Source organism: Acinetobacter sp. YH16040_T, from assembly GCF_024605785.1.
GTDB lineage: Bacteria > Pseudomonadota > Gammaproteobacteria > Pseudomonadales > Moraxellaceae > Acinetobacter > Acinetobacter amyesii.
The window spans coordinates 821,549-846,972 of sequence record NZ_CP094541.1 but is presented as its reverse complement, the minus strand read 5'-3'; the positions used below and the strand labels follow the sequence as shown (position 1 = coordinate 846,972).

The following is a 25,424-nucleotide window of genomic DNA, read 5'->3' as shown; positions in this document are numbered from 1 at the left end:
AACGGAAGACGAAATTTGTAGTTTAGTAGAAATTACATTAATTTACTTAATCACCATAAAAACCACCTACTGTTTAATACGGCCATTTTTTAATCTAAATCTCACATCAGAATAATTTATTCCTCTAAAAATTATTCTTTCATAATGGAGAATACAGTCAATGAAAAAAATTCTAGCTGCATCACTTATGGTCGCTTTTATACTGACAGGTTGTAATACAGTAAAGGGTATGGGTCAAGACGTATCTAAAGCTGGAGATGCGGTAACCAATACTGCAGAGAAAACTTCAGAAGAAATTCGCCGCAATTAATTTATTTCCCAAGATTTTATAAAAGAGCCCTATTTTTTTAATAGGGTTTTTTACGTCTAAATTTCCCTTCGCTTGTTGATTCGCCTATTATATTGCGACATTTTTGACTTCTGTATTTAGCATGACCTCAACAGCAACTCTTGATCTCAGCCTAGAACTACTTCGCCAACCGTCGGTGACACCGATTGACCATACCTGCCAGAACATTATGGCGGATCGTTTAGCCAAAATTGGCTTTAACATTGAAAATATGCGTTTTGATGATGTAGATAATCTTTGGGCACGTAAAGGGACTGAAGCACCAGTATTTTGCTTTGCAGGTCATACGGATGTAGTACCTACGGGTAACTTGGATGCATGGGGTTCTGACCCATTTCTTCCTGAAATTCGCGACGGTAAACTGTATGGTCGTGGCAGCGCAGATATGAAAACCGCGTTGGCAGCTATGGTTGTTGCTTCAGAACGTTTTGTTGCAAAGCATCCAAATCATAAAGGTTCGATTGCATTTCTTATTACCTCTGACGAAGAGGGTCCTTCGATCAACGGGACTGTCAAAGTTGTTGAAACTTTAGAAGCGCGTAATGAAAAAATGACTTGGTGTTTGGTGGGTGAACCATCTAGCACCAACACACTTGGCGATATTGTTAAAAATGGTCGTCGTGGTTCGCTAAATGCCAATTTAACGGTTAAGGGTAAACAAGGGCACGTTGCTTACCCACATCTAGCGGTCAATCCAATCCATACAGCATCAAAGGCACTGGCTGAACTTTGCGATACCGTGTGGGATAATGGCAACGAATACTTCCCCGCAACATCTTTTCAAATTTCCAATATCAATGCCGGTACAGGCGCAACCAACGTTGTTCCGGGCACGATGAATTTACTCTTTAACTTCCGTTATTCAACAGAAGTAACGGCAGATGAACTCAAAGCACGTACTTTGGAAATTTTAGATCGTCATGGCATTGAATATGACATCTCGTGGACGTTATCTGGTTTGCCATTCCTAACCCCAGTAGGTGAGTTAGTAAATGCCGCACGTGATGCCATACGAGAAGTTACTGGGACTGAAACTGAACTTTCGACCAGTGGTGGTACTTCTGATGGTCGATTCATTGCGCCTACAGGAGCACAGGTGCTTGAACTGGGTGTTTTAAATGCTACGATTCACCAAATCAATGAACACGTTAATGTGGCAGAGTTGGAGCCACTTTCTGAAATTTACGAAAAGATTTTAGAAAACCTGTTGGCTTAAATATTCCCCACATAGTCAAAAAAAGGAACTCCATTGAGTTCCTTTTTTTATATCTCGTTTTTGCAAATATTAAGCCGCTTGAAGCCCAATGCTGTTTTGAATATTGGCTAAATTTGGAATATGAAATACCTGATCGGCCATGCGTACATATTGGAAAATATTGGCGTCTTTCACGGCTTTTTCTTCATCAACCACTTCAGAAATACGCAAACGAATGGTTTTCGGCATCTCATTACACATCAGTGCAAAACGCTGTCCAACATCATCCCCTTCAATGACCAAAGCCACACCCTGATTTTTTGCAGGATCATTGACTGAGAAAACAGGCAATTTCAATTCATGCCATTCAACAAAAGGAACATTGGTTGCACTATCGAGCGCTGAAAGAACAATATTTTGTGGCAACAACATTGGCTCTTTACCATGACAGTCAATGATATACGCATCGATAAAACCGGTAGAAACCGTAATGAGATGTTGCAGTTCCTGCTGATCAATTTTATCGCTGACAACCTGAGAAACAGTATTTTGGCTCATAGATTACCCCTGCTTTTCTGCAATTAAAGCTTCAATATTGGCAAGCAATTCAGCTTCTTGGAATGGTTTACCCATATAGTGAGTCACACCTAAGCTAAATGCACGCTCACGATGTTTTTCACCTGTACGCGATGTAATCATAATGATTGGCAAGTCACGGTGAATGTCATGGTGACGGACTAAGTTTGTCACTTCGAAACCATCCATACGTGGCATTTCAATATCGAGTAGCATCAAGTCTGGACGGACATTTTCAAGCTGTTCAATTGCATCCACACCATCTTTCGCTGTCACGATGTCATAACCTTGACGTTCAAGTAAGCGTGAAGTCACCTTACGTACTGTCACCGAGTCATCGACAATCATCACTAAACGACGCGCATTGGCTTGACGGCCCAAATCACGCTGTTCAGCTGAATGTTTAACACGCTGCGTAGTTTGAATTTGACGTGCAATATTTTGCCCATCCAAAATCAAACATACATGACCATCACCTAGAATCGTGGCACCTGCAATCGCGGCCACACTGGTAAATTGTTGACCAATTGGTTTCACCACGATTTGAGAACGTGAACCCACCAGCTGATCTACCAATAAAGCAATGGTTTGACCACTGTTGCCTTTTATTAGCAATACAGGCAATGAATGGCCAACATTATTTAAACGTGGAATTGGCTGATTACCCACAAACTCTGATAGATAACGTAGTTTGTAATTGGTGTTGTCAATTTTAAACACGTCATCCTTACTATTGAAGTAAGTTTCGAGTGCCGTCGGTGCAATACGGACAATACGTTCAATTTGCGCTAACGAAATTGCGTATTGTTGATCGCCGGCTTTCACCATCAAGGCATCGCTGACGGCTACCGTCGTTGGTACACGAATGGTAAAGGTCGTCCCTTTACCTAACTCAGACTCAACGGAAACATGACCACCCAAGGCTTTAATTTCACTTTGCACCACATCCAGACCAACACCACGACCCGAAATTTGCGTTACCGCTTGTGCCGTTGAGAAACCTGGATGGAAGATCAATTGCAAGATTTCTTGTTTATCGAGGAACTGATCTGCTTTGATTAAACCAAGTTTTAAGGCTTTGTCTTTAATCTTGGCTTCATCAATCCCTTTACCATCATCACTGAAAGACACCAGCACATCGGTACCCTGACGACTAATATTCAAGACAATGCTACCCACTTCTGGCTTTTTCAAAGCCAAACGGTCAGCAGGATCTTCTAAACCATGGTCGACCGCATTACGCAGCATATGTTCAAATGGTGTCACCAAACGCTCTAAGATCGTACGGTCCAATTCACCTTCTGTATTTTGAACAATCAATTCTGCAGGACGGTTCAAGGTCGAAGAGGTTTGACGCACAATACGTTGTAAACGTGGTAACAAACGATCAAATGGCACCAAACGGGTACGCATCAGACTTTCTTGAATTTCTGACTGAATACGTGATTGTTGTAATAACAAACCTTCCGCATCACGGATTTTTTCTGCCAAAGTACTCTTGAAGTCAACCAAATCCGACGCAGATTCGGCTAGAGATTTTGACAATTGGTTAATCGATGAATATTGGTCCATCTCCAATGGGTCGAAATCCGCATAGCGTGAATTTTCAGAACCATGTTTGGCAATAATTTGTGACTCAAGCTCACCATCCATTCGACGTAACTGGTCAGCAAGTCGCTTAATTGCTAACTCCATTTCATTCAAGGTATTGCCTAGCTGACCTAAGTCCATCTCAATACGTGAACGGTTAATCGAGTTTTCGCCTGATAAGTCAATCATCTTCTCGACGAGATCAGCCGAGATACGAATCATCTCATTACTGTTATCAGAAGAATTAGCTTCAGACCATTCACCCAACATAGATGGAGGTTCAACACCATCACCTTGAATAAATTCAAAGCCTTTACTGACAATACCTTGTTCTAATTCTGCAACACGGTTTGGCAATTGAACCGTAACATCCACATACTGAATGGATTCTAGGCTCAATTTGATGCTATCAAAATTACTATAGTCGTGGTTGAAGATCGCTTCTTTTAACCATGCCAACGTCGTTTTGAGTAAGCCGTCATATGCATTTGAGTTGAAATGATGAACCGCGAAATGCTCAAACGTCGTCTCAAGTTGATACGCAATTGCGGCAACAGGTTCATTTTCAACCATACGCGCACCACCCTTAATACTGTGGGCAGCACGTTGTAATTGAAGCAATACGTTACGGTCACTACGTTGTTCAGTCCATTGATTTAATAATTGAACGGCTTGTTCAAGAATTTCCTCAGACTCTTCAAGGAAGGTTTCTTCCATGACAGAACGTAGATCGTCATCTGGATGCTCAACATGTTCAGCAACCGCATGTTCAAGATGTTCAACAGCAGACTCAGTGTGAGCAGTCGTTTGAGCTTCAACCACTGCTTCTGCAGTGTCTTCAGCAACATCCATCGGCTCTGACACCGATACATCTGGTTCTACTGCTGTTTGTTCAGTTTCAGCAGAAATAGGGGCCGAAGCCAATGCAACAGCTTCTGAACGCTCTCCTGCCACAATTGACTGAATATTCTTGAGAATATCGATCACATTATTCGCTGGGTAGTCGATCCCTTGGTCACGAATGGTTTGAATACGATCTGAAATATCATCCTGCACTAAACGAATAATTTGAATTAACGCAGGCGTAATCGAAATTTGCTGACGAATAATGCGCTCATAAATCGATTCTAATTCATGCGAAATTAAACCCACATGAGATGCGGCAATCATATTTGCACCACCTTTTAGGGTATGCAAATAACGCATTAAATTATTCAAAGCTGAAGTATTGGTCTGATCACGTGTCCAAGTACTGAGGTCTTGATCAATCCCCACCAATAATTCTTCTGCCTCTTCAATAAAGATCCCTAAAAGATCTTCATCAAAGTCATTATTCGCATCCACCGCTTGCATCTGTTGATGATCAAGTTGAATACGCTGACTTAATTGTGCAAAGTCTACTGCTGTTGTATTTGGAACAGCGGCTTTATCTTCTACAGTGGCAACAGGTTCAGCAACTACATGGGCTTCTGGTGTTGTCGTCGCTGCAACTGCTTCAATGTCTTGTTGAACAAATGCAGTCAGCTCATTTAAGAAACGTTGAACATCTTCACTTAACACCACACGCTGACCCGCAGCTAAAGTGTCAAATAAGTGAATAAACTCCTGATGTGCTTGCGCAAATAACTCATAGCCATAATCAGCATGGAGTAATTCAGGCTTTTCAACTAAAGACTGATATGCTGCACGCAGTTGAGTTGTGAAATCATGGATTCCAACAGACGCACGATTATCCGTATGTTCAATCAACTCTAAAGCTTGTTGACTAAGCTGTTGAATATAGTCTGGGAATTCAGCAAGGGCACGTTTATCAAACTCAAATTCAGCATCTAATAACTGATCAATATTTAATTCGATTAGTTTAGAAACCAAACCTTGCGGATTATCTTCAGGCGCCAATTGATCTTGGCTAGCAAAACCATAATCATCCCAAGCAGCTTTGAAGGTTTCATAAATAGATGTAAGATTTGCCTTATCCCCTGAACGCAGCACGTGCAAATAATCACGAACAAATTCAGCATATTGAATCAATAAAGCAGTTTCTTTCGAGCTCGATACGATTTCGTCTTGTAATAAGGTTTTGAATAAGTTTTCAACTTTTGAACTGGCTTCAAAAATCTCTTCGATTTGCGCCATCGACGAACTACCACGCAAGGTGTGTAGCGCGCGAATCAAGCCATTATAATCTTGTGATTTACTGTCATCAGATTGGAGGAACTGATCAATCGTTTGTAGATGTTCTTCAGCTTCTTCAATAAAAATGCTCACTGTCTCTTCGACCAGTGATGCATCTGCATCCACTTGTTCAGGAGCAGGTTCTGATTCAACAACCGCATCAATTGTGCTTTCAAGCACTTCTACAGACGCTGTAGCTTCAACATCAGTCAGTTCTAAACCAGTGACACCATCTTCAGATTTTAATTGATCTGCCAGTTTTAATAATTCTTCGAGTGCAGGCTCAAGGCTAATATTTTGTTGTAATTGTTGCCCCATTAAAACCAATGGACGTAAGTCAACATCCAATTCGGCAACATTTTTAAACCGTGGATAGAGCTTATATTGATAAACATTTAAAACTGTTTGTGCAAACTTTTGAACGGTCGGCGTTAACTGTACTGAACCCGCAATGACACGGTTCAGCGTATCTTCAACTGCCCATGCAGTTTCACCCGCCGATTTTGCCCCAACCATACGACCTGAACCTTTCAGTGTATGGAAATGACGACGAATCGTCGTTAAAGTGTCTTTATCTTGTGGATTTTCCAACCAAGTTGTAAATAAACCCGCCAGTTCTTCAAAGATTTCTTCTATTTCTTCAACAAAAATCTCTAAAATTTCTGCATCTTGATCAAGATAACTATCTTCAGGAAGCGTAGTTGTTTCAACTAAATTTTTTAATATTTCTTTCATAGCTAAGGCTTCTTATGTTTTGCCACCAAGAAGGTTGCTCAAACTTAATTGTAACCATCACCTAAGACTTAACTGTGACGTTAAGTTCACCTTATCGATGTGTTATCTGTAATCGGTGCAGTACCCTAGCCGTAGCTAAGGTACTGCAGGTTTGCGCCTGACTTACTCTGGGAGTTTAAAGTCAGATACAGATTCACGTAATGATTCAGCCATGTTCGCCAATTCAGATACCGAACGTGCAGTATCAAATGTTGCACTGGTGGTTTGCGAGGTAATTTCTTGTACAACGTTCATCGTTGTCGCAATATGACCAGCTGAAGCAGACTGAAGTTTTGCGGCATCCGAAATGTTTGCAATCAGTTTCGCCAAGTTACCCGATACAGACTGAATTTCATCTAGTGCTACGCCGGCATCCTTAGACAAGTTCGCACCACGTACAACTTCCGAAGTCGTTTGTTCCATTGAAATTACGGCTTCGTTAGTATCCGTTTGAATGGTTTTTACCAAGCCTTCAATCTGTTTGGTTGCAGACGCTGAACGTTCCGCAAGACGCTGTACCTCATCCGCTACCACGGCGAAACCACGACCTGCTTCACCCGCCATCGACGCCTGAATCGCTGCGTTCAATGCCAGGATGTTGGTTTGGTCGGCAATATCGTTAATCAGTGCGACAATATTACCAATCTCTTGAGAAGACTCACCCAAACGTTTAATACGTTTAGACGTTTCTTGAATCTGCTCACGAATCGTGTCCATACCTTCAATTGAACGGTTTACGACATCTGCACCGTTTGCAGCAATTTGTACAGAACGTTCTGCTACGACAGCTGATTCTTCAGCGTTCGAAGATACTTGGTCAATCGACATTGCCATTTCGTTAATCGCGGCAGATGCACCAGCAATTTCTTGCGCCTGATGTTCAGATGCTTCTGCAAGCTGGTTGGTAATACCCTGCGTATTCGCCGTATATTGCGCAACTTCTTGAGAAGTTTCTGTAATACGCGATACAAGGTCACGTAATTGGTCGATTGCGAAGTTAATCGAGTCGGCAATCGCACCAGTAAAGTCTTCAGATACCGTCGCATACGAACGTAAGTCACCGTCTGCAAGATCGGCAATTTCATCGAGTAAACGTAAAATCGCGTTCTGGTTACGGTCATATTCTTCTTGAAGACGGGTTACACGGAATTTATCCGATTGACCACGTAAAGAAAGAAGTTTGAACACACAGATCAAGAAGGCCGTTAAAGCAAGAATCAACAGTACCGCAGGTAAAATGGTTTTCAAGCCTGTGCTAGAAGACAATTGATTTAAGTTGTCCAACAATTTGTCTGACTCAGCAAAAATTTGTGAAGATGCTTTACGTACGTTCACAATTTGCGTTGAGTTTTTCAAAATTGTCGCAGCCGCTGATTTTAATACATCGTCATATTCAGCTTTAATGCCTTCAAGTGACTCACGTAATTCAGGGCTTTCAATACGTTGTACACCAAGCTCTGTACTACCATCCAATTGGGCATTTAAGTACAAACCGAAGGTTTCAGTATCGGCACTGAAGTCATCTGCAGACTCACGTGAGCTATCAGAACCTGAAAGCACCGAACTGATCGAACGTAAAATACGTTCTGCAATGAATACTTGGTTTTTCGCAATCACCACCTGGTTCGAAGGCATGTCTTGACGTGCCATTTGGTCGACCATCAAGTTATATTCCGCCTGAATCCCCGGAATGGTTTCACCAATCGCGATGTTCGTGTCATATAATTTATTAATGATTTTTTGTTGCGAAGTAATCAAGTCAATACTTTTTGAAACCTCAGCCCACTGCGTATCTACAGATTTCAGCGCATCTGTATTTGCATGAATGTCTTTTACAGTTTCTAAGTTTTCTTTGAACGAATCTTGAGAGGCAATTAATTTTTTCATTGCATCTTCAGTACCTGATGCAGTTGCCTCAGTTGCTTGACGCGAAATTGTTTGCGAAAGAAGACGGAGTTCACCCAAACTTTGCGTTAATTGGTTACCGCGAGGAACGCTATAGAATAGGTATAATAAAATAATCGTTGCCAGTACTAATGAACCAATCGCACCATAAATAAATGGTTTGGATTTTTCACTATCACCAAAAACTCGAGATAATTGATCTGTCTGTGATTGCAGTTTTGCCAGAAAAGCATTACCGCCTTTACGACCACTGGTGCTTTCACCCGTATTTTTCTTTTTAAGTTTAAAGCCCATTCAGCTTCTCCCCGATTACGCCTTCTTTCGTTCGTGCGCGACAATTAATTTATAAATTTTATAGATGCGTTCATGTATTTTGGATTTTGCAGTAAACGACTGAAGAGAAATACATTCCACTGCTGGTTATGCTGGTGGAAATACCCCTGACAATATTCCTGCAAATTTCGATCCAACTCATTATCTTTAGAAAAATAACTTTTCTTATTAAAGTGTTGAATACCCAAAACTTGATCGACTATCAAACCGACATAATGGTCATTATGACTAATACATAAAACTTTTTGAGTGGGTGAAAAACTACTTCGATGACCGGTTATATATTGTGCTAGGTCAGACAAAGAAAGTAAGCGTCCCCGAATATTGGCTAATCCCATCACCCAAGGTTGGGTGTTGGGAACTGGCGTATATTTTGGTGGGTAGATCACTTCAGCTACTTCACCTAAAGGAGCAACGTAATATTGCCCCATCATCTCAAAAGCAATGCCTGACCATCGGTTTACTTCATTTTCAGTGGAAACGTAGTTTTTGTTTCCTCGTTTTGCGATTCGAAGTAATTCGATAAATCCATTTGCTGCCATAGAGCTTTATCCTGCATTGAGGTGTTGCTTAATCACATCAATTAATTGTTTTTCGTCTACAGGTTTAGTTAGATAATCAGAAGCACCTTGGCGTTTACCCCAAACACGGTCAGTTGCCTGATCTTTGGTACTTACAATGACAATCGGGATATGCTTGGTGGTCGCACCACGTGCAATTTGACGTGTTGCTTGGAAACCATTCACACCCGGCATTACCACATCCATTAAGACCAAGTCTGGTAACTCAGCTTGAGCCATTGTCACCCCATCTGCCCCATTTGAAGCTTCAATCACTTCAAATCCGTGTTTACCTAAAATTTCTTTAAAACGGAAAGTTTCTGTTGGTGAATCATCAACGATTAGGATACGTGCCATGCTTTTTCCCCAAAAAATAAAAAATCTAATTAAGCTGTAACGTGATTACGGATTGCATTCAGCAATTCATCTTTACTGAATGGCTTCGTTAAGTATTCATCCGAACCCACAACACGACCCTTCGCCTGATCAAATAAACCGTCTTTACTTGAAAGCATAATCACAGGAATATTTTGATAATTTTGAGAGTTTTTAATCAGGGCACAAGTTTGATAGCCATCAAGACGTGGCATCATAATATCGACAAATACGATATCTGGATTTGCATCGGCAATTTTTGACAGTGCTTCAAAACCATCTACAGCAGTGACGACTTCACATCCTTCACGCTGAAGCAGCGTTTCGGCCGTACGACGAATGGTTTTTGAATCATCAATTACCATGACTTTTAGATTTTGGAATTTATCGTCCATTTATTGACCCTACCCATTGAGGATGTACAAACAATTAAGTTAGCAGCATTATTATTTACAAGTTGTGAACATTTTTAACATATCTTTACTTGCGTTTTCAATGAACATTTTCTGCGCAAACACACAAGATTTCTTGTTTTTATTAACTGCTTCACACTTTCCGATGACCAACGATTTTTTTTTAACTTGGAATAGTATTTAATTGTCTTAATTAAGCATATTATAGCAAGATTATTACTTTAAAATAAGTAATTTAGTCAACTTTAAACTGGGGAGTACAAGGTTGAGTCCGTTTACAAAAAAAATTCACTTGATTGGCCTTAAACATTTCTCAAAAAAAGTCATTCTGACGGCTTGTTTGTTGGCTTATACCCCGCTTTTATTTGCTGCACCAACCAATACGCAGCAACCACAAAAGGCGACTTGGTATCGTTACTATGACAGTAAAGGCATAGCAAACATCAGTACCAATGTGACACCAAATCACATCCGCTATGGTTATGAAGCACTTGATCAAAATATGCAAGTGATTAAACGTAACCGCCCCTACAATGCTGAAGCGGACGTTAGACAAGCTCCTCAGCGTGCTGCCCAAGCACGTCAGCAAGCTTCAGATATCAAACTTAAAAAAGCCTATACCAATAGCCGAACTGCGGCCATTAAAAAGCGTGATGCACTGACTGGTATACGTAAACAGATCGTGTTTGAACAAGAACAATTAAAACAATTACAAAATGATCGTGTATTATTTGTTCGCCAAGAACGTGAACATTTTCGAAAAGGTGAAACCGTTCCGGCAAAATTAAAAACAATGTTGGATAATAATCAAAAAAATATGGTAGCGAAAAAAGAATACATTCAATCGTTACAAACTCGCTATCGAAATACAGAAGCTGAATACGACAGAATTATTACGCGTTTAAAAGCAATGGAATAAACTTGTTATTCAATTGCTTTTGTAGACCGCTGATATAAGGACCATTATGCAATCTGCACAGCAATCATCCCCATTTTTAAAGCTTAGCCTGCTTTGCATAAGCCTGACTTTGGCTGCATGTCAAAAAGAAGATTCGCAGCAAAGTGTAAAACCAGAAAATAAGATTGAATTGATTCAACAAGATCTGGTCACGATCGAACAAGGCAACGCCATTTCAAAAACAGCCTTTACAGGCACCATTCGGGCAGTCAATCAGAGCAGTATTCAAGCCCAAGTCACTGCGACTGCAACCAATGTTAATGCAGAGGTCGGACAACGTGTCAGCAAAGGCCAAGTATTGGTGCATTTAAATAATCAAGACAACGCAGCACGTCTTGCTCAATCTCAAGCGAACCTCGCATCCACGCAAGCTCAAGCCAATCAAGCCAAACTAATGATGGAGCGCAAACAGCGTTTGCTGAATCAAGGCTTTATTTCCAAAGTAGAGTTTGAACAAAGTCGTGTCGATTACCAAGCTCAAATGGAAAATGTTCGTGCCCAACAAGCCAATGTCGATATTGCACGTAAAGCCAATCAAGACGGCACCATTTATAGTCCTATCCAAGGCGTGATTACCAAACGTGATGTTGAACCGGGACAAACGGTTGCTGCCGGACAAACCCTTTTTGAAATCGTCAATCCAGACCAATTAGAAATTCAAGCCAAATTACCAAGTGATCAGCAGGCAGCGCTGAAAATTGGACAAAAGATTGAATATAACATCCAAGGCAATAGCAATTTACTCACAGCACAAATCAGCCGAATTTCACCGATTGCCGATCAAGCCAGTCGTCAAATTGAATTTTTTGCAGCCCCAAATGAAACCATTACATCATTAAGTATTGGTGCTTTTGTCGAAGGTCACATCTTAGGCACGGATAATATTTCAGGCCAAAAAATTCCACTCGATACCATTCAAAGTCTAAAAGATAAACCTTACGTCTGGGTCATTCGTCAAAATAAAATTGCCAAAGTACCTATACAAATTTTGAATCAGAGTTATAGCAATAACACCGCGATTGTTCAGGGCTTACAAAATAGTGATCTGATCAGCCGAATTAAATTTAATGATTCAGATATCAAACAAGATGTAAGTATCAGCCAAAATTAAAAGAATAAGGCAGGACAGTTGTTATGTGGTTAACCCGAATTAGTGTGAAATATCCTGTTTTCACCATCATGATGATGTTTTGTCTGATGGTGTTAGGACTTGCTTCTTGGCAACGTATGGGCGTTGAGGAGTTTCCTGATGTCGACTTCCCTTTTGTTGTAGTCTACACCAACTATCCGGGTGCTTCTCCTGAGTCTGTCGAATCTGAAATCACTAAGAAACTTGAAGATCAGATCAATACGATTTCAGGCCTCAAGCAAGTCATTTCACAGTCCAGTGAAGGTTTATCCACGGTTATTGTCGAATTTAATCTAGATGTCTCGTCCTCTGTAGCTGCACAGGATATTCGAGATAAAATTGCACCAGTAACCGCACAATTTCGTGATGAAATTGATGACCCGATTGTAGAACGCTACGACCCTACTACCAGTGCGATTATGTCGATTGTTTTTGAATCGAAGGACATGTCTTTACGTGATTTGAGTTCCTATCTGAATCAACGGATTGTGCCACAGCTTAGAACGGTTCCCGGTGTTGGTACGGTCAATTTATTGGGCGATGCGCAGCGTCAAATTCGGATACAAGTAAATCCACAAAAATTACAAAGTTTCGGGATTGGGATAGACCAAGTTATAAACACCCTAAAATCTGAAAATATTGAAGTTCCGGGGGGGACTTTAAAACAAAAGAACTCAGAATTGGTGGTCGAAATTAAATCTCGGGTTATTCACCCAAATTCTTTCGGAGATTTAGTGGTTGCCAATAAAAATGGCGCGCCGATTTATCTCAAACAAATTGCTGAAATCGAAGATAGCCAAGCTGAAATGGAGTCGAGTGCCTATCTGAATGGTAAAACAGCCGTCGCTGTCGACATTCTGAGAAGTTCGGACTCTAATGTAATTGAGGTGGTTGATAATACCGGTAAAACCTTAAGTAAAATCCAACAGCAATTGCCGCAAGGCACGACCGCAGAAATTGTGGTTGATTCTTCAAAAGGTATTCGTGGCAGCATTAAAGACGTGGCACGTACGATTATTGAAGGTGCAGTACTTGCGGTACTCATTGTTTTGTTATTTCTCGGTTCATTTCGTTCGACAGCTATTACAGGTTTAACCCTACCGATTTCGCTACTGGGCACCCTCACCTTTGTTTGGATTTTTGGTTTTACCATCAACATGATGACCCTACTGGCTCTCTCGCTGAGTATCGGTCTACTCATTGATGATGCCATTGTGGTTCGTGAAAATATTGTCCGCCATGCCGATATGGGCAAAGACCATGTCACCGCCGCACTCGACGGCACGAAAGAAATTGGTTTAGCTGTATTGGCCACGACCTTGACTATTGTCGCGGTATTTTTACCTGTGGCATTTATGGGCGGTATTATTGGGCGTTTCTTCTATCAATTCGGTGTAACCGTTAGTACCGCTGTACTGATTTCGATGTTTGTGAGTTTCACCCTTGACCCGATGTTGTCTGCTCACTGGGCAGAAAGCCACGATCCAAATAAAAAGCCCGGCAAAATCAAACGCTTTTTTAACTGGATTTCGGGCAAGCTCGATAACTTAAGCCATCATTATGAAAAATTACTCAAGCTTGCTTTAAAGTTCCGTCTCATCACCCTTTTAATCGCCGTTGCATCATTATTTGGTGCATTGGGTTTATCCAAACTGATCGGAACCGAATTTGTACCGGTACCAGACAAAGGTGAAATTCGGATCAAATTTGAAACACCCGTTGATGCAACCCTTGAATATTCACAGGCGAAGCTTAAGCAAGTAGATCGTATCATTCGCCAGCATCCAGAAGTCAAAGCCACTTATGGTGCCATTAATAGTGCTACTGACCGCGGCAAAAACCATGCCAGCATTCGTGTCACCGTTTCACCACGTACGGAGCGTAGTCAAACCTTAACGGATCTCAACAATGAATTCCGTACACGTTTAAAACATGTGGCAGGAATTACTATTACCTCGATTGCCTCAGCTGATGAAACAGTTTCGGGCGGTCAAAAGCCGGTCATGATCTCGATTAAAGGCCCCGACTTGGATGAGTTACAACGCATTTCAGATCGATTCTTGGTTGAAGTTGCCAAAGTCGAAGGTATTGTCGACTTAGAAAGCTCGCTTAAAGAACCTAAACCGACGCTAGGTGTACATATCAATCGCGTTTTAGCCAGTGATTTAGGTTTATCCGTCAATCAGATCGCCAATGTGTTACGCCCTCTTCTTGCGGGGGATAATGTAACAACGTGGAAGGATGATAAAGGCGAAACCTATGATGTAAATTTACGTCTCACTGAAGATCAGCGTCGACTACCAACAGACATTCAAAGCATGTACATCACATCGCAAAAAACCGATGCCACAGGCTTACCTATCTTGGTTCCATTGGCAAGTGTGGCTAGCTTTGAAGAAACACTCGGTGCTTCACAAATTAACCGTCGTGATCTGGCACGTGAAGTAATGGTTGAAGCCAACACAGCAGGACGTCCTGCGGGTGATATTGGTGCCGAAATCAATGAGATAGAGAAAAACTTCGACTTGCCACCGGGTTATAGTTTTGTCACGCAAGGTGCCAATAAAGATATGGCTGAATCAGCGGGTTATGCAATGACAGCGATTACGCTCTCTATTGTGTTTATTTATATTGTTTTGGGTTCACAATTTAATAGCTTCATTCACCCTGCAGCCATTATGGCGTCATTGCCCTTATCATTGATTGGGGTGTTCTTGGCCCTATTCTTATTTAATTCAACCATGAACCTCTTTTCCATTATCGGGATTATTATGCTCATGGGCTTGGTGACAAAGAACGCAATTCTACTCATCGACTTTATTAAAAAAGCCATGGATCATGGTGTAGATCGTTATGACGCAATTATTGAAGCAGGTAAAACCCGTTTACGCCCCATTTTAATGACCACCAGCGCAATGGTGATGGGTATGGTTCCGCTTGCACTTGGTCTGGGTGAAGGCGGTGAACAAAGCGCGCCAATGGCACATGCCGTGATTGGTGGTGTGATTACCTCTACCTTACTGACACTCGTGGTTGTTCCAGTGATTTTTACCTATTTGGATGATTTCCGAAACTTCCTTGCACGTCAGGCCAAAAAAATCATGTCATAATGACAAAATCTAAAATGAGGTGACTTTGGAAAATGTTCACCTCATTTTTTATTGTATACTCTCCACTTTAACGCTTAATTTTTTAGGACAGTTTCCATGCGCGCGAGTCGCTTTTTATTTGCAACGTTAAGAGAAACCCCAAACGATGCTGAAGTTATTTCACATCAGCTTATGCTTCGTGCCGGGATGATTCGTAAATTGGCTTCAGGTTTATACACTTGGCTGCCGATGGGCGTTCGCGTATTAAATAAAGTTGAAGCGATTATCCGCGAAGAGATGGATCGTGCTGGTTCACTTCAAGTCCTGATGCCTGTCACTCAACCTGCATCTTTATGGGAAGAATCAGGTCGTTTCGTACAATATGGTCCAGAACTTTTACGTTTTAAAGACCGTCATAACAATGACTTTGTACTTGGCCCTACACATGAAGAAGTGATTACAGATCTTGCTCGCAATGAGTTGAAAAGCTATAAGCAATTGCCTGCAAACTTCTACCAAGTACAAACCAAATTCCGTGACGAAATCCGCCCTCGTTTCGGTGTGATGCGTTCACGTGAATTCATCATGAAAGATGCCTATTCTTTCCATGTTGACCAAGCCTCTTTACAAGAAACCTATGACAACATGTATGCAGCTTACTGCAAGATTTTCACGCGTTTAGGTTTAAATTTCCGTCCAGTTCAAGCGGATACAGGTTCAATTGGTGGTTCGGGTTCTCATGAATTCCACGTACTTGCTTCTAGCGGTGAAGATGACATCGCATTCTCTACAGAGTCAGATTATGCTGCTAACGTAGAAATGGCTGAAGCCGTACTAGTTGGTGAACGTGCTGCTCCGACTAAAGCACTTGAAATTATTGATACACCAAATCAAAAAACCATAGCTGATGTTTCTGAATTCCTTAAATCAAAACCTGCTCAATCTGTAAAAGCATTGTTGGTTCAAGGTGTTGCTGAAGAAGGTAAAGCTGCGCCAGTGGTTGCCTTATTCCTACGTGGCGACCATGAACTGAATGAAATTAAAGCAGAAAAACACCCATTAATTGCTGCTCCATTAACTTTTGCAACTGAAGCACAATTAGCTGACTTAGGCTTAACTGCTGGTTTCTGTGGCCCTCAAGGCTTAACCCAAAAAGGCATTACCGTTATTGTTGACCGTGCAGCGTCTGTACTTTCAGACTTTGTTGCTGGTGCAAACCAAGTTGATAAACATGCTGTAGGTGTAAACTGGGAACGTGATGCACAATACACCGAAGTTTATGACCTGCGTAATGTTGTTGAAGGTGACCCTTCTCCAGATGGTCGAGGTACAATCTTGATTAAACGTGGTATCGAAGTTGGTCATATCTTCCAGTTGGGTCAAAAATACTCTGAAGCGCTTGGCTGCAAAGTTTTAGGTGAAGATGGCAAACCTCTCGTTGTGACTATGGGTTGCTACGGTATTGGTGTAACTCGTGTTGTTGCTTCTGCGATTGAACAAAACTTCGATGACAAAGGTATTATTTGGCCGTCTGCAATTGCTCCTTTCGAAGTTGCTATCGTGCCAATGAATGCACATAAGTCACCACGTACAATGGAAGCAGCTGAAGCACTGTATGCAGAATTAACTGCTGCTGGTTATGATGTTCTTCTTGATGATCGTAATGAGCGTCCTGGTGTTAAATTCTCTGATATCGAGTTAACAGGTATTCCACACCGTATCGTTATTGGTGAGAAAGGTTTGGATGCTGGTACATTTGAGTACAAAGGTCGCCGTGATGAAGAATCAAGCAACCTCAGTAAAGAAGACCTTTTAGCGAAAATTGCAAAATAATTTGCGCTAAATATAAAAAAATCCCGCTAAGTGCGGGATTTTTTTATATTAAATACTTTAAGCCTTAACAGAATTTCAGCCCGCCGAAGCAGTTAGAACGAAACTCCTGTCCAGAAAGTTTTAAATTGTTTAATGGGAAATCAATTAATGACGGGTTTTTAATTTCTTTAACATCTAAAGCCGAACCTGCAACACAACCAAAGATTAAATCTCCACAATTACGAACATTGGTACTTAAGTCATGGTTAATTCCAGCGATCGTTTGTTTCAACACTTCATCCGTAATCGCCACTTTATCTGAAGGTGTAATACTCCCCAAATCGACCTCATCTTCCATCGCCAACCACCAACCTCTTTCTGCTGCAACTGCAGCACCAGGCCAGAGTATTTTTTGAGCTTGTAAGGATAACGAAGCAGGGTTATTTAGATAAAGTGCATGGATCAAACCTAAACTTTGATTTACCGTAATATCGGTTTGTAGTCCAGTAAGATAGCCTGTTACGTCTTTATTCAAATTAATATTTAACCCAAGTAGAGAGATCTGAGCTTCTAATGGACCACTAAAATCTAGACGATCAACTGTACCTGTGCCTTTTAATACCGCAATATTATCCTTAATTCTATTCCCGCTCACGACAGTGGCTGGAATTGTAAAAGGTGCTGTGGTTGATTTTAAATTAAAAGAATAATTATCTGATTTGTAGTGAAGCGGTAGATCAACTTCAGCACCAAATAATGTCCCCTTAACTGCCCCTTCAATGTATTGCTGCGTAGAAGCATAGTCCATCACACGCTCGGCAGTTGTTGCAACACCCGCAGACGCTTTGGTTTTCATATACCCACTAAAGGTGTTGATACCATTGGGTGTATTACTATTTTCTGTACCTAATGTCATTAACCCAGAAATTTTTTCAGCGCTCAGACGAAAGCCCATCACTTCACGAGTTGCAGCTGATTTGGGATCTTTAATTGCAATTTCGATAAAAGGATTGGTCAACAAAGCAGAAGTTGCCGCACGTTCATCAGACGTATAATTGCTATTTACAGGCAATCCACTCAATGAAATATGATCGATATCAATATCACAAGCACCTGAGCCATTTGCACCACCACAACCCAATTGCAGCTTTTTAATATTGGCATTGAGCTCCATTTCAGCTTCTAAACCAAGCTTATAAAAGCCGACATTGGATTGGTCTACGGCTTGTCCACTCTCATCCACAGAATTATACCCCTGCGTATATTCCATGGAGAGTAATGCTTGACCATCAACTTTTGATAAGCTTTCATCATCTAAAGCCATCATTGCATGAGATAAGCTACTCATCGCAAATGTCGAGAAGATCAAACCTCTGATTAACTTCTTTTTCATAACAAATTCCCTGTTCGTTATTTTATTTATTTGTTATTGATTTAATATTATTAGCGTGGAGTAATCCCCATGGTGCTTCGCATTGTTCCACCGGTTAGGGCTATATCCGCCATCTTTTGCATATTGCCATTTGTTAACATCGATACTTCTGCACGAAACGCTTTAGACATATTATTGGTTGGATTAAATTTCACCTGATTATCAAACTCTACCGAATCTTGTTTCATTTTAATTCGAGCATCAAAACCTAGATCGCCCTGCATTTTATTAATATTGATACTTGAAGCTGAAACGACACCGCTGGCATTTACATCTTCATTCATCAAACTTAAATAGCTTCCCATAACTTTTTGATCTTTCTTTTCAGCATCTGTTAATGCTTTAAATTCAAAGCTGCCACGAAAAGATAAATAATTATTTTCTGCACTGTCATTTAGGCCCGGTACTATAAATAGCTCACCTTTACCATCAAGTTTAAACGCAATATTCGTCAACACATCATCACGTTTAGAGAAATTATCTAAAGGTACTGTAGTCCCACATTTGGCAGAAGCTGTAGTCGCACAGTTATAGGTTGAACCCGGAAGTTGACCAATCGCTAACTCGGCATTAGCTGCAATCAATAAATTATCTGCACGTACATAGATGCCATCATTTTCATAACCAATCACACCATCAGATTGAATAAGGGCATTGATGTTTCGTAAGCCTGCATAATAATTGACTTCTTGACCATTAATACCTTTTTTACCATCAATCAAAATAATGGAAGTTGTACTTGGTGTTCCTGTTTTTTTATCAACACCATAACCATCTGTGCTCATTACAAGGTTATAGCCAATACCTGATTTTTCAGCCGCATTTTTATAACTGTATTTTTTCTCTGATAATGCAACATTGGCATTCATATTATAAATCGGGATACCAATCCCCCAACTGTTGTCATTACTTGCAATTGCAGCAATTGAGTTATCAGAAATAAATCGTGCGGTACGCGCGATGGACTGAAAATCCATACCACGAATCGCCACAAGTGCAAAATTTCCACCCGCCGTTTGATTTGACAGATTCTGGGTTAAAACATTATTGGTTAAGCCTAATGTCGCTTTTAATTTATCATTTACCAGAAAATCAAGGCTTTTGGCTTGAATGGTATTGATATAAATATCGCCAAAATCAATATAGGCATTTTTATCAGCAACTAAAGACGTTAAATTAGAAAATTCAATGGCATAACTACCAATACCCGTATGGCCAATTTCTAAGGTTGTCGGTGCTTGACCTGCAACAAGACTCGGATCATCCTTTGAAGTAAAATCCGCGCGCACTCCTAAATGTAAACCACCTGAACCAACAGACTCATATCCTGAAGCTTTCGTTGCTAGACCAAAATCTTTGATTCCTTCTTGATTGGCGTTTAAGGCCACTCGTGCATTAGTGACAGCACCCGATGCTCCCATACGAATTAAATTGCGCTGTGCACCACCATCGGTACCGTATCGTAAATCGATATTAACGCCGGGGTTTGTGGCATCGCTACGTGAGCTATGCACATCTGATGTGTCCTTGACCCGCCCCAAATTGACCGTATGATCTTTGCTCCCTGTGGATTTTGTGGTGAGAACAATGCCTTCATCAGCTGCAACATACATATAACCTGAACCAGCAAAGTTAAAGTTAAAGTCCTTTAAGGTTACGCTATATCCATTCATACCATGACTAATACTGGCATTTTGCAATTGAAATTCCATATACGCCGTATCATTACGGTTAAATAGACCATTGCTGGTTTCAAGTAATACTTTTAAAGGTGAAGATGTTGCAATCGTAAGTGAACCTAAATTTTGTGTAGGCGTTTGGCACGTTGTTCCTTGACACAGCAACATAATATTTTGTGCAACAGCCGTAAATGGGCTGACACTCGCAGCTATACGCATGCCTACACCAGCATCCGTAGTCCCAACATCAAAATCTAATTTTGATGTAATGGTGCTTTGCCCAACGCCATCTATTTGCACATTGTGCAAACCCATTTTCATCTTATTTTGGTCGGTTGGGTCAACCCAATTTAATTGATCGACTTTGACTCTAGAAACTTCATGGGTAATCGAAATACCATCTTGGCCAGTAACTGCACCCAAGCTTTCGTCGGTCATTGCTTCAAAAGCATAGGTGTGTTGAGCAAGTAAAATACTGGTTGCGAGTGCCGTCAAAGTTGTTATTTTTTTCATCACTATATCCTTATATTCAGTCACAGCTGATTAACAGCGACCTGCACCATTTCCAGTGCAGTTAAAACTGAAGATGTTTAACTTTCCACTCATGTGCATGTTGCCATGCACATTAACACCCATAAATCCTTGTTCTGAACCACGATCAAAATCAGGCACAGCTAAAGTTGAAGTTGTTCCATCAGCTTTCTTTTCGGTATAGGTCGTATAAGTACTGGTATTCTCGTAACCTTCCTTACCTGTCGTACCTGTTTCCACCGCCAACGTAGCAAAGCCTAAATTCCTAATTTTTAATGGCTTATCATCATAAAATGTCAACTGCATAGCCGTTTGTGGATTACCTTCACGATTGATAATCGTCACACCATCTAGTGAAAATTGATCGATCTGTAACGTTCCTTGAAACTGTTTAAACACCAACCATTTCTTATTACCATTTGCATCCACATGATTATTGGGCGCAAGTGCTAAGCGACAAAACTCATTGGATGAACATTGATATCCATAAAATGCTTGCGTTGTTTTACCATTCGCATCCATGATTGATATGTTGTTTTTTGACATATCATTGGCATATTGATGATTTAAGGAAAGTGTCCAACTGAGATCTGCACCGCCTTGACCGGTTGCAGCGGTAAGTTCCCTATTATCCATAGACACTAAACCTGCATGAGTTTGTGTCAGTGCAGCACAAACAACAGCGCATAAAATTTTATACATGTGATTTCTCCTACAGCCCTGTTGTTCTTATTTTTAAGTGCTGAATCAATACGCCATCTATGGCAACAGATCCTAAATTCGTGCTTTGTCCATTGACACCTTTAAACACCACACCTGTCGCCGTATCCGTACTTTTTGCATTCAACAGATTACCAGGCAAGCGCTCTACTGTACCGATCGCAATGCTACTGTGTGTTGCATTACGTCCTTGATATAGTGCTGTCGCATCTGAAGAGTTTGCTTTTAACTCCGTGCCACAACTATAGACGTTACAGGTTGATCCTTTAAAGTCTGAGGCATTTAAACCCGATGTACCTGTGGTATTACCAGCGATATCCGTATAGTAAGTATAAATTTTACTGTAAATAGAAGGTACATTTGGAATACGTGTCACTTCCAAAATAATATTTCGACCTTCTGAACCCACAATAAAGGGCTGATACATATTTCCTAAAACTAAATTGATATTTGGGCTATATAAATATAGACCTTCAGTTTCATGAAAGATTGGAGCTGCAGATCGATCCATCGCTGGTGTCGCTGCTGTTCCATCATCCAATTCAGGGCGTGCAGCTGTACTGATACGCATGCCGCGAGCATCCAAATCTCCATCATTGATACTCAGTGACTCAGCACGATCATTGGTATTAATACGAATTAAACTGGCTAAACCTAAGGTTTGGTTGTAATTTGTATTTGTAGATTTTAGGGTTTGAAAAATTCGAACTTGTGATCCATTAAAACTCAGGCCATTCGCAACAATTTGAGTACGTAAACGATAGTCTTTATCTAAGCCGCTAGTCGGCGCACCGGTAATCGGATCGACGACATTGCTTGAATTCAACGACCGTGAAAATACATCCATCCACAAACCAAGCTTGATGTTGTTAGATGCATCATCTGCCGCAATTTTCTTTAATGGTGCCTCAATCGCTAAGTAACCAACATTCCCCTTATTATCTTTCGCAAATTGTTCAACATCTTGATTACCCGCATGGAAAAGCCATGGGTTTTCTGCTGTACCCCAATTAAATCCTTGGTCTGTATAGCGCGTTGCTAATGAACTTTTTCCATTTTTATCTTTGCTATTGGACAGGGCTAAGCCATATATAAATACATCTGCTTTCGATCTGAGGCTCGATACGGTCGCAGTCGAGGCAATTTGTTTTGCTGTAATTTCAGCATTTTTCTTCACCGTTGCTAATGCTGAATCACTCGCCTTTTGAGCTTCAAGCTTGGCATAGTCCGTTGCCAACTGATTGAGGGTTTCTGCAGCTTTGGCATTTAACTGAGCATCTTTTGTTGGATCAATAAGATTTGAACGTGTAATTTTTCCTGAGACATAATTTTTATAAAACGTAGACCCAGTAGGTAAATTACCCGTACTATTGTTACCGTATAGTAACTCAATCATTTCATAGGTATTTTTTAAAGCAGCAGCTTGAGACTTTTCTTTTAACCACGGTGTAATTGATTCTTTCGTTGTACCATCATCTTCTAATTTCAAACCAGACGATGAACCATCATAATAATCTGCATAACGCTGATCGTAATATGCCTGCATCGTTGGCGATTCAAGATAAGACTGTACTAATCGGCCACGATATTCTGTTGAATATGTTGCGATGGTTTCATTGGTTACTCGTGTAGCATTATTGGTCTCATAGGTGCTTTTAGAACTTAAAAAAGTGGAGTCATAAACACCGTTATAGCCCGTAACTCGGCCTTGCTGATAGGCATCAACATATGCAGCTTTATAGATTTTATCGTAAGCACGCTGGCCTAATTGTTCATAGTTTTCACCTGTAGGAATAATTCGAATAAAACCTGTATCATTTTTCCCGGGATCAACCATACCAGACGCATAACTAGAAGCCGCAGAACGGTCATTTGGGCCTTGAAAGACCATTTTGAAATTTTCTAAAGTGAGTGCAACACCTTCACCCGTTGTGGCTGAAAGTGCTTCATCTGATAAATCTTGAAGCGCATAAACAGATGGTGCAGCAAACATGCTGACTGCGGCTGCTAAGCAACTCTGGCGGAATAACTTAGCCTGGGTGAATTGAGTCATCTCGACCTTCCTTTTATCAGATGCTCTGCATCTCTCTTATATTTATTCCTGAGAACTGGCTTTGATGTTATTGTCCATTTATTCCTTAAATGGAGACTTGTGATAGACCAGTCACTTAACTTTTTATTATGCTGAATAATTACTCAATTGCAAAAACTTCCCCACCGAATGGTCTATTTTCCGATGAATGACCCAACAAAAAAGCGGGCTACTTCGCCCGCTTTTTTAAACTAAATCCGAAGGATTAAGCTTTCGGTAAAGTCACACCGGTTTGACCTTGGTATTTACCACCACGGTCTTTATAAGAGGTTTCACACACTTCATCTGATTCGAAGAACAACATTTGTGCGACACCTTCACCCGCGTAAATACGTGCAGGCAAGTTGGTTGTATTCGAAAATTCTAAAGTCACGTGACCTTCCCACTCTGGTTCAAGAGGCGTCACATTGACAATAATACCGCAGCGCGCATAGGTTGATTTACCCAAACAAACGGTTAACACATTACGTGGAATACGGAAATATTCGACTGTACGTGCTAGTGCAAACGAGTTTGGCGGAATGATACAAACGTCTGATTCGATATCAATAAAGCTTTTATCGTCAAAGTTTTTAGGGTCAACAATTGCTGAATGAACATTGGTAAAGACTTTAAATTCACGAGCACAGCGCACGTCATAACCATAGCTCGAGACGCCATACGAAATAAGCTTTTCGCCATTTTCATCATAACGGACTTGGTTTTCTGCATACGGTTCAATCATGCCGTGTTTTTCGCTCATTTCGCGAATCCAACGATCAGACTTAATAGCCATTTATCTCTATCCAAAAACTTAAATCAATTATTGCGTGGTACTTTAACTGAAATCCGACTTAATGAAAATAAGCTTTGCCGAACTAAGCGGATTTAGTCATTTTCAAATCAATTTAAGTTTTAAAATCGCAGAATAACTCAGTGGTATCGAAAAACTAACCAAGACTAGCGATGCTGTTCGTTGTAAATTGGCTTGATTGAGCCAACTAATTTTATTCGATGCCAAAACTGAACCAAGGAAGGTCCAAAAAAATGCAATAGGAACGATCAACAACAAAAAGATCAGCATGTGAGCTACATAATACTGCGCATTTTGCCAAGCCAATGCAGGAAAAATCGCAGATGCAAATAATAGTGCTTTAGGATTTAATAACGTCGCAACAAAGAGTTCGCGTGCACGAATGCCCTTTTGATTAAAATTTTCAGCAACAGTTGCTGTACGCCATAATCGCATAGCCAAAAATAGAATATAGCCAGCACTAAACAGTTTTAAAATGGTCGGCAGTAAAGGCAGATGTACGGAAATTTTACCAATGAGAAAACCCCATAGGCTAATCGAAATAAGATAACCAAAGGCTTCCGCTGGAATGAGTCGGAATGATTTACGTAGCCCAACTTGAATACCCGAAGATGCGAGTAAGGTATTGGTTGGTCCTGGCGTTAACAAAATACTGATAACTAGACCAATAAAAAAACCATGAAATCATACTTTGACCTCAAACTTAATCCGCGAAGATTAATTCAGTTGTTTCGGATTAGCAAAATAAAAAATAGAAATGCTTATAAAAAACTCCTTATTTAATTATAAATTCAGTAACTTAAATAGAAAAACAAAACCTTAGCTGAACAGTCATTCAGAGCACCTTACAATTCAAAGAAATATCTTGAACTTATATTTATAAAAGAAATTTCACATGATTCCATGTATACCCTACAGTTTTTACACGTAACAAAATATTATTA

Annotated in this window: 17 protein-coding genes and 1 pseudogene; 6 read left to right on the top strand and 12 right to left on the bottom strand. The window is 40.6% G+C overall.

Annotation, left to right across the window (positions count from 1 at the left end):
• The first annotated feature begins 160 nt into the window (after positions 1–160).
• Positions 161–310, top strand: a complete 150-nt coding sequence (locus MST16_RS04000; RefSeq protein WP_180004989.1) for an entericidin A/B family lipoprotein — start codon at positions 161–163, stop codon at positions 308–310.
• 121 nt (positions 311–431) lie between these two features.
• On the top strand, positions 432–1,565 hold the full coding sequence (dapE, locus tag MST16_RS03995) for a succinyl-diaminopimelate desuccinylase (RefSeq protein WP_180009831.1): 1,134 nt from the start codon (positions 432–434) through the stop codon (positions 1,563–1,565).
• A gap of 69 nt (positions 1,566–1,634) precedes the next feature.
• Here dapE and MST16_RS03990 read toward each other — a convergent pair whose 3' ends face one another.
• From MST16_RS03990 to pilG, 6 genes are all read right to left on the bottom strand, one after another.
• Positions 1,635–2,102: a hypothetical protein gene (locus MST16_RS03990; protein ID WP_180004987.1), complete on the bottom strand. Its 468-nt coding sequence runs from the start codon at positions 2,100–2,102 to the stop codon at positions 1,635–1,637.
• A gap of 3 nt (positions 2,103–2,105) precedes the next feature.
• Positions 2,106–6,620 (bottom strand): Hpt domain-containing protein, encoded by a 4,515-nt coding sequence (locus MST16_RS03985; RefSeq protein ID WP_180009832.1) that lies wholly within the window; start codon positions 6,618–6,620, stop codon positions 2,106–2,108.
• A gap of 162 nt (positions 6,621–6,782) precedes the next feature.
• A complete protein-coding gene (locus MST16_RS03980; protein ID WP_078192256.1) occupies positions 6,783–8,858 on the bottom strand; it encodes a methyl-accepting chemotaxis protein in 2,076 nt (691 codons plus the stop codon).
• Between the two features lie 44 nt (positions 8,859–8,902).
• Positions 8,903–9,439: a chemotaxis protein CheW gene (locus MST16_RS03975; protein WP_111884922.1), complete on the bottom strand. Its 537-nt coding sequence runs from the start codon at positions 9,437–9,439 to the stop codon at positions 8,903–8,905.
• Positions 9,440–9,445: 6 nt separating this feature from the next.
• Positions 9,446–9,814: a response regulator gene (locus MST16_RS03970; protein WP_078191059.1), complete on the bottom strand. Its 369-nt coding sequence runs from the start codon at positions 9,812–9,814 to the stop codon at positions 9,446–9,448.
• Positions 9,815–9,843: 29 nt separating this feature from the next.
• A complete protein-coding gene (pilG, locus tag MST16_RS03965) occupies positions 9,844–10,227 on the bottom strand; it encodes a twitching motility response regulator PilG (RefSeq protein ID WP_078191060.1) in 384 nt (127 codons plus the stop codon).
• A 343-nt stretch (positions 10,228–10,570) separates the two neighbouring features.
• On the opposite strand from pilG, the gene MST16_RS03960 reads away from it, so the two are divergent.
• From MST16_RS03960 to MST16_RS03945, 4 genes are all read left to right on the top strand, one after another.
• Entirely contained in the window at positions 10,571–11,164 is a 594-nt protein-coding gene (locus tag MST16_RS03960; RefSeq protein ID WP_373683440.1) for a hypothetical protein, read from the top strand.
• Positions 11,165–11,210: 46 nt separating this feature from the next.
• Entirely contained in the window at positions 11,211–12,314 is a 1,104-nt protein-coding gene (locus tag MST16_RS03955; RefSeq protein WP_180009834.1) for an efflux RND transporter periplasmic adaptor subunit, read from the top strand.
• 23 nt (positions 12,315–12,337) lie between these two features.
• Positions 12,338–15,442, top strand: a complete 3,105-nt coding sequence (locus tag MST16_RS03950; RefSeq protein ID WP_180009835.1) for an efflux RND transporter permease subunit — start codon at positions 12,338–12,340, stop codon at positions 15,440–15,442.
• Between the two features lie 96 nt (positions 15,443–15,538).
• Entirely contained in the window at positions 15,539–17,254 is a 1,716-nt protein-coding gene (locus MST16_RS03945; RefSeq protein WP_180009836.1) for a proline--tRNA ligase, read from the top strand.
• A 64-nt stretch (positions 17,255–17,318) separates the two neighbouring features.
• Here the strand turns inward: MST16_RS03945 and MST16_RS03940 are convergent, their stop codons facing one another.
• The 6 genes and pseudogenes from MST16_RS03940 to MST16_RS03915 form a co-directional block, all read right to left on the bottom strand.
• Complete coding sequence (locus MST16_RS03940) at positions 17,319–18,626, bottom strand: hypothetical protein (protein ID WP_180009837.1); 1,308 nt, start codon at positions 18,624–18,626, stop codon at positions 17,319–17,321.
• A 50-nt stretch (positions 18,627–18,676) separates the two neighbouring features.
• Positions 18,677–20,857, bottom strand: a complete 2,181-nt coding sequence (locus MST16_RS03935) for a DUF6160 family protein (RefSeq protein WP_168379305.1) — start codon at positions 20,855–20,857, stop codon at positions 18,677–18,679.
• A gap of 30 nt (positions 20,858–20,887) precedes the next feature.
• Entirely contained in the window at positions 20,888–21,577 is a 690-nt protein-coding gene (locus tag MST16_RS03930; RefSeq protein WP_168379306.1) for a hypothetical protein, read from the bottom strand.
• A 10-nt stretch (positions 21,578–21,587) separates the two neighbouring features.
• On the bottom strand, positions 21,588–23,648 hold the full coding sequence (locus MST16_RS03925; RefSeq protein WP_180009838.1) for a hypothetical protein: 2,061 nt from the start codon (positions 23,646–23,648) through the stop codon (positions 21,588–21,590).
• Between the two features lie 244 nt (positions 23,649–23,892).
• Positions 23,893–24,462 (bottom strand): dCTP deaminase, encoded by a 570-nt coding sequence (gene dcd, locus MST16_RS03920; RefSeq protein ID WP_005008040.1) that lies wholly within the window; start codon positions 24,460–24,462, stop codon positions 23,893–23,895.
• A gap of 102 nt (positions 24,463–24,564) precedes the next feature.
• Positions 24,565–25,168, bottom strand: a pseudogene (locus tag MST16_RS03915) (LysE family translocator).
• Positions 25,169–25,424: the final 256 nt, after the last annotated feature.

What these genes read in the sequence shown, in the direction of transcription:
- MST16_RS03935 (WP_168379305.1), bottom strand. Translation starts at nt 20,857, where the DNA reads ATGAAAAAAATAACAACTTTGACGGCACTCGCAACCAGTATTTTACTT.
- dcd (WP_005008040.1), bottom strand. Translation starts at nt 24,462, where the DNA reads ATGGCTATTAAGTCTGATCGTTGGATTCGCGAAATGAGCGAAAAACAC.
- MST16_RS03950 (WP_180009835.1), top strand. Translation starts at nt 12,338, where the DNA reads ATGTGGTTAACCCGAATTAGTGTGAAATATCCTGTTTTCACCATCATG.
- MST16_RS03955 (WP_180009834.1), top strand. Translation starts at nt 11,211, where the DNA reads ATGCAATCTGCACAGCAATCATCCCCATTTTTAAAGCTTAGCCTGCTT.
- MST16_RS03985 (WP_180009832.1), bottom strand. Translation starts at nt 6,620, where the DNA reads ATGAAAGAAATATTAAAAAATTTAGTTGAAACAACTACGCTTCCTGAA.
- MST16_RS03930 (WP_168379306.1), bottom strand. Translation starts at nt 21,577, where the DNA reads ATGTATAAAATTTTATGCGCTGTTGTTTGTGCTGCACTGACACAAACT.
- MST16_RS03990 (WP_180004987.1), bottom strand. Translation starts at nt 2,102, where the DNA reads ATGAGCCAAAATACTGTTTCTCAGGTTGTCAGCGATAAAATTGATCAG.
- MST16_RS03980 (WP_078192256.1), bottom strand. Translation starts at nt 8,858, where the DNA reads ATGGGCTTTAAACTTAAAAAGAAAAATACGGGTGAAAGCACCAGTGGT.
- MST16_RS04000 (WP_180004989.1), top strand. Translation starts at nt 161, where the DNA reads ATGAAAAAAATTCTAGCTGCATCACTTATGGTCGCTTTTATACTGACA.
- MST16_RS03925 (WP_180009838.1), bottom strand. Translation starts at nt 23,648, where the DNA reads ATGACTCAATTCACCCAGGCTAAGTTATTCCGCCAGAGTTGCTTAGCA.
- MST16_RS03975 (WP_111884922.1), bottom strand. Translation starts at nt 9,439, where the DNA reads ATGGCAGCAAATGGATTTATCGAATTACTTCGAATCGCAAAACGAGGA.
- dapE (WP_180009831.1), top strand. Translation starts at nt 432, where the DNA reads ATGACCTCAACAGCAACTCTTGATCTCAGCCTAGAACTACTTCGCCAA.
- MST16_RS03940 (WP_180009837.1), bottom strand. Translation starts at nt 18,626, where the DNA reads ATGAAAAAGAAGTTAATCAGAGGTTTGATCTTCTCGACATTTGCGATG.
- MST16_RS03970 (WP_078191059.1), bottom strand. Translation starts at nt 9,814, where the DNA reads ATGGCACGTATCCTAATCGTTGATGATTCACCAACAGAAACTTTCCGT.
- pilG (WP_078191060.1), bottom strand. Translation starts at nt 10,227, where the DNA reads ATGGACGATAAATTCCAAAATCTAAAAGTCATGGTAATTGATGATTCA.
- MST16_RS03945 (WP_180009836.1), top strand. Translation starts at nt 15,539, where the DNA reads ATGCGCGCGAGTCGCTTTTTATTTGCAACGTTAAGAGAAACCCCAAAC.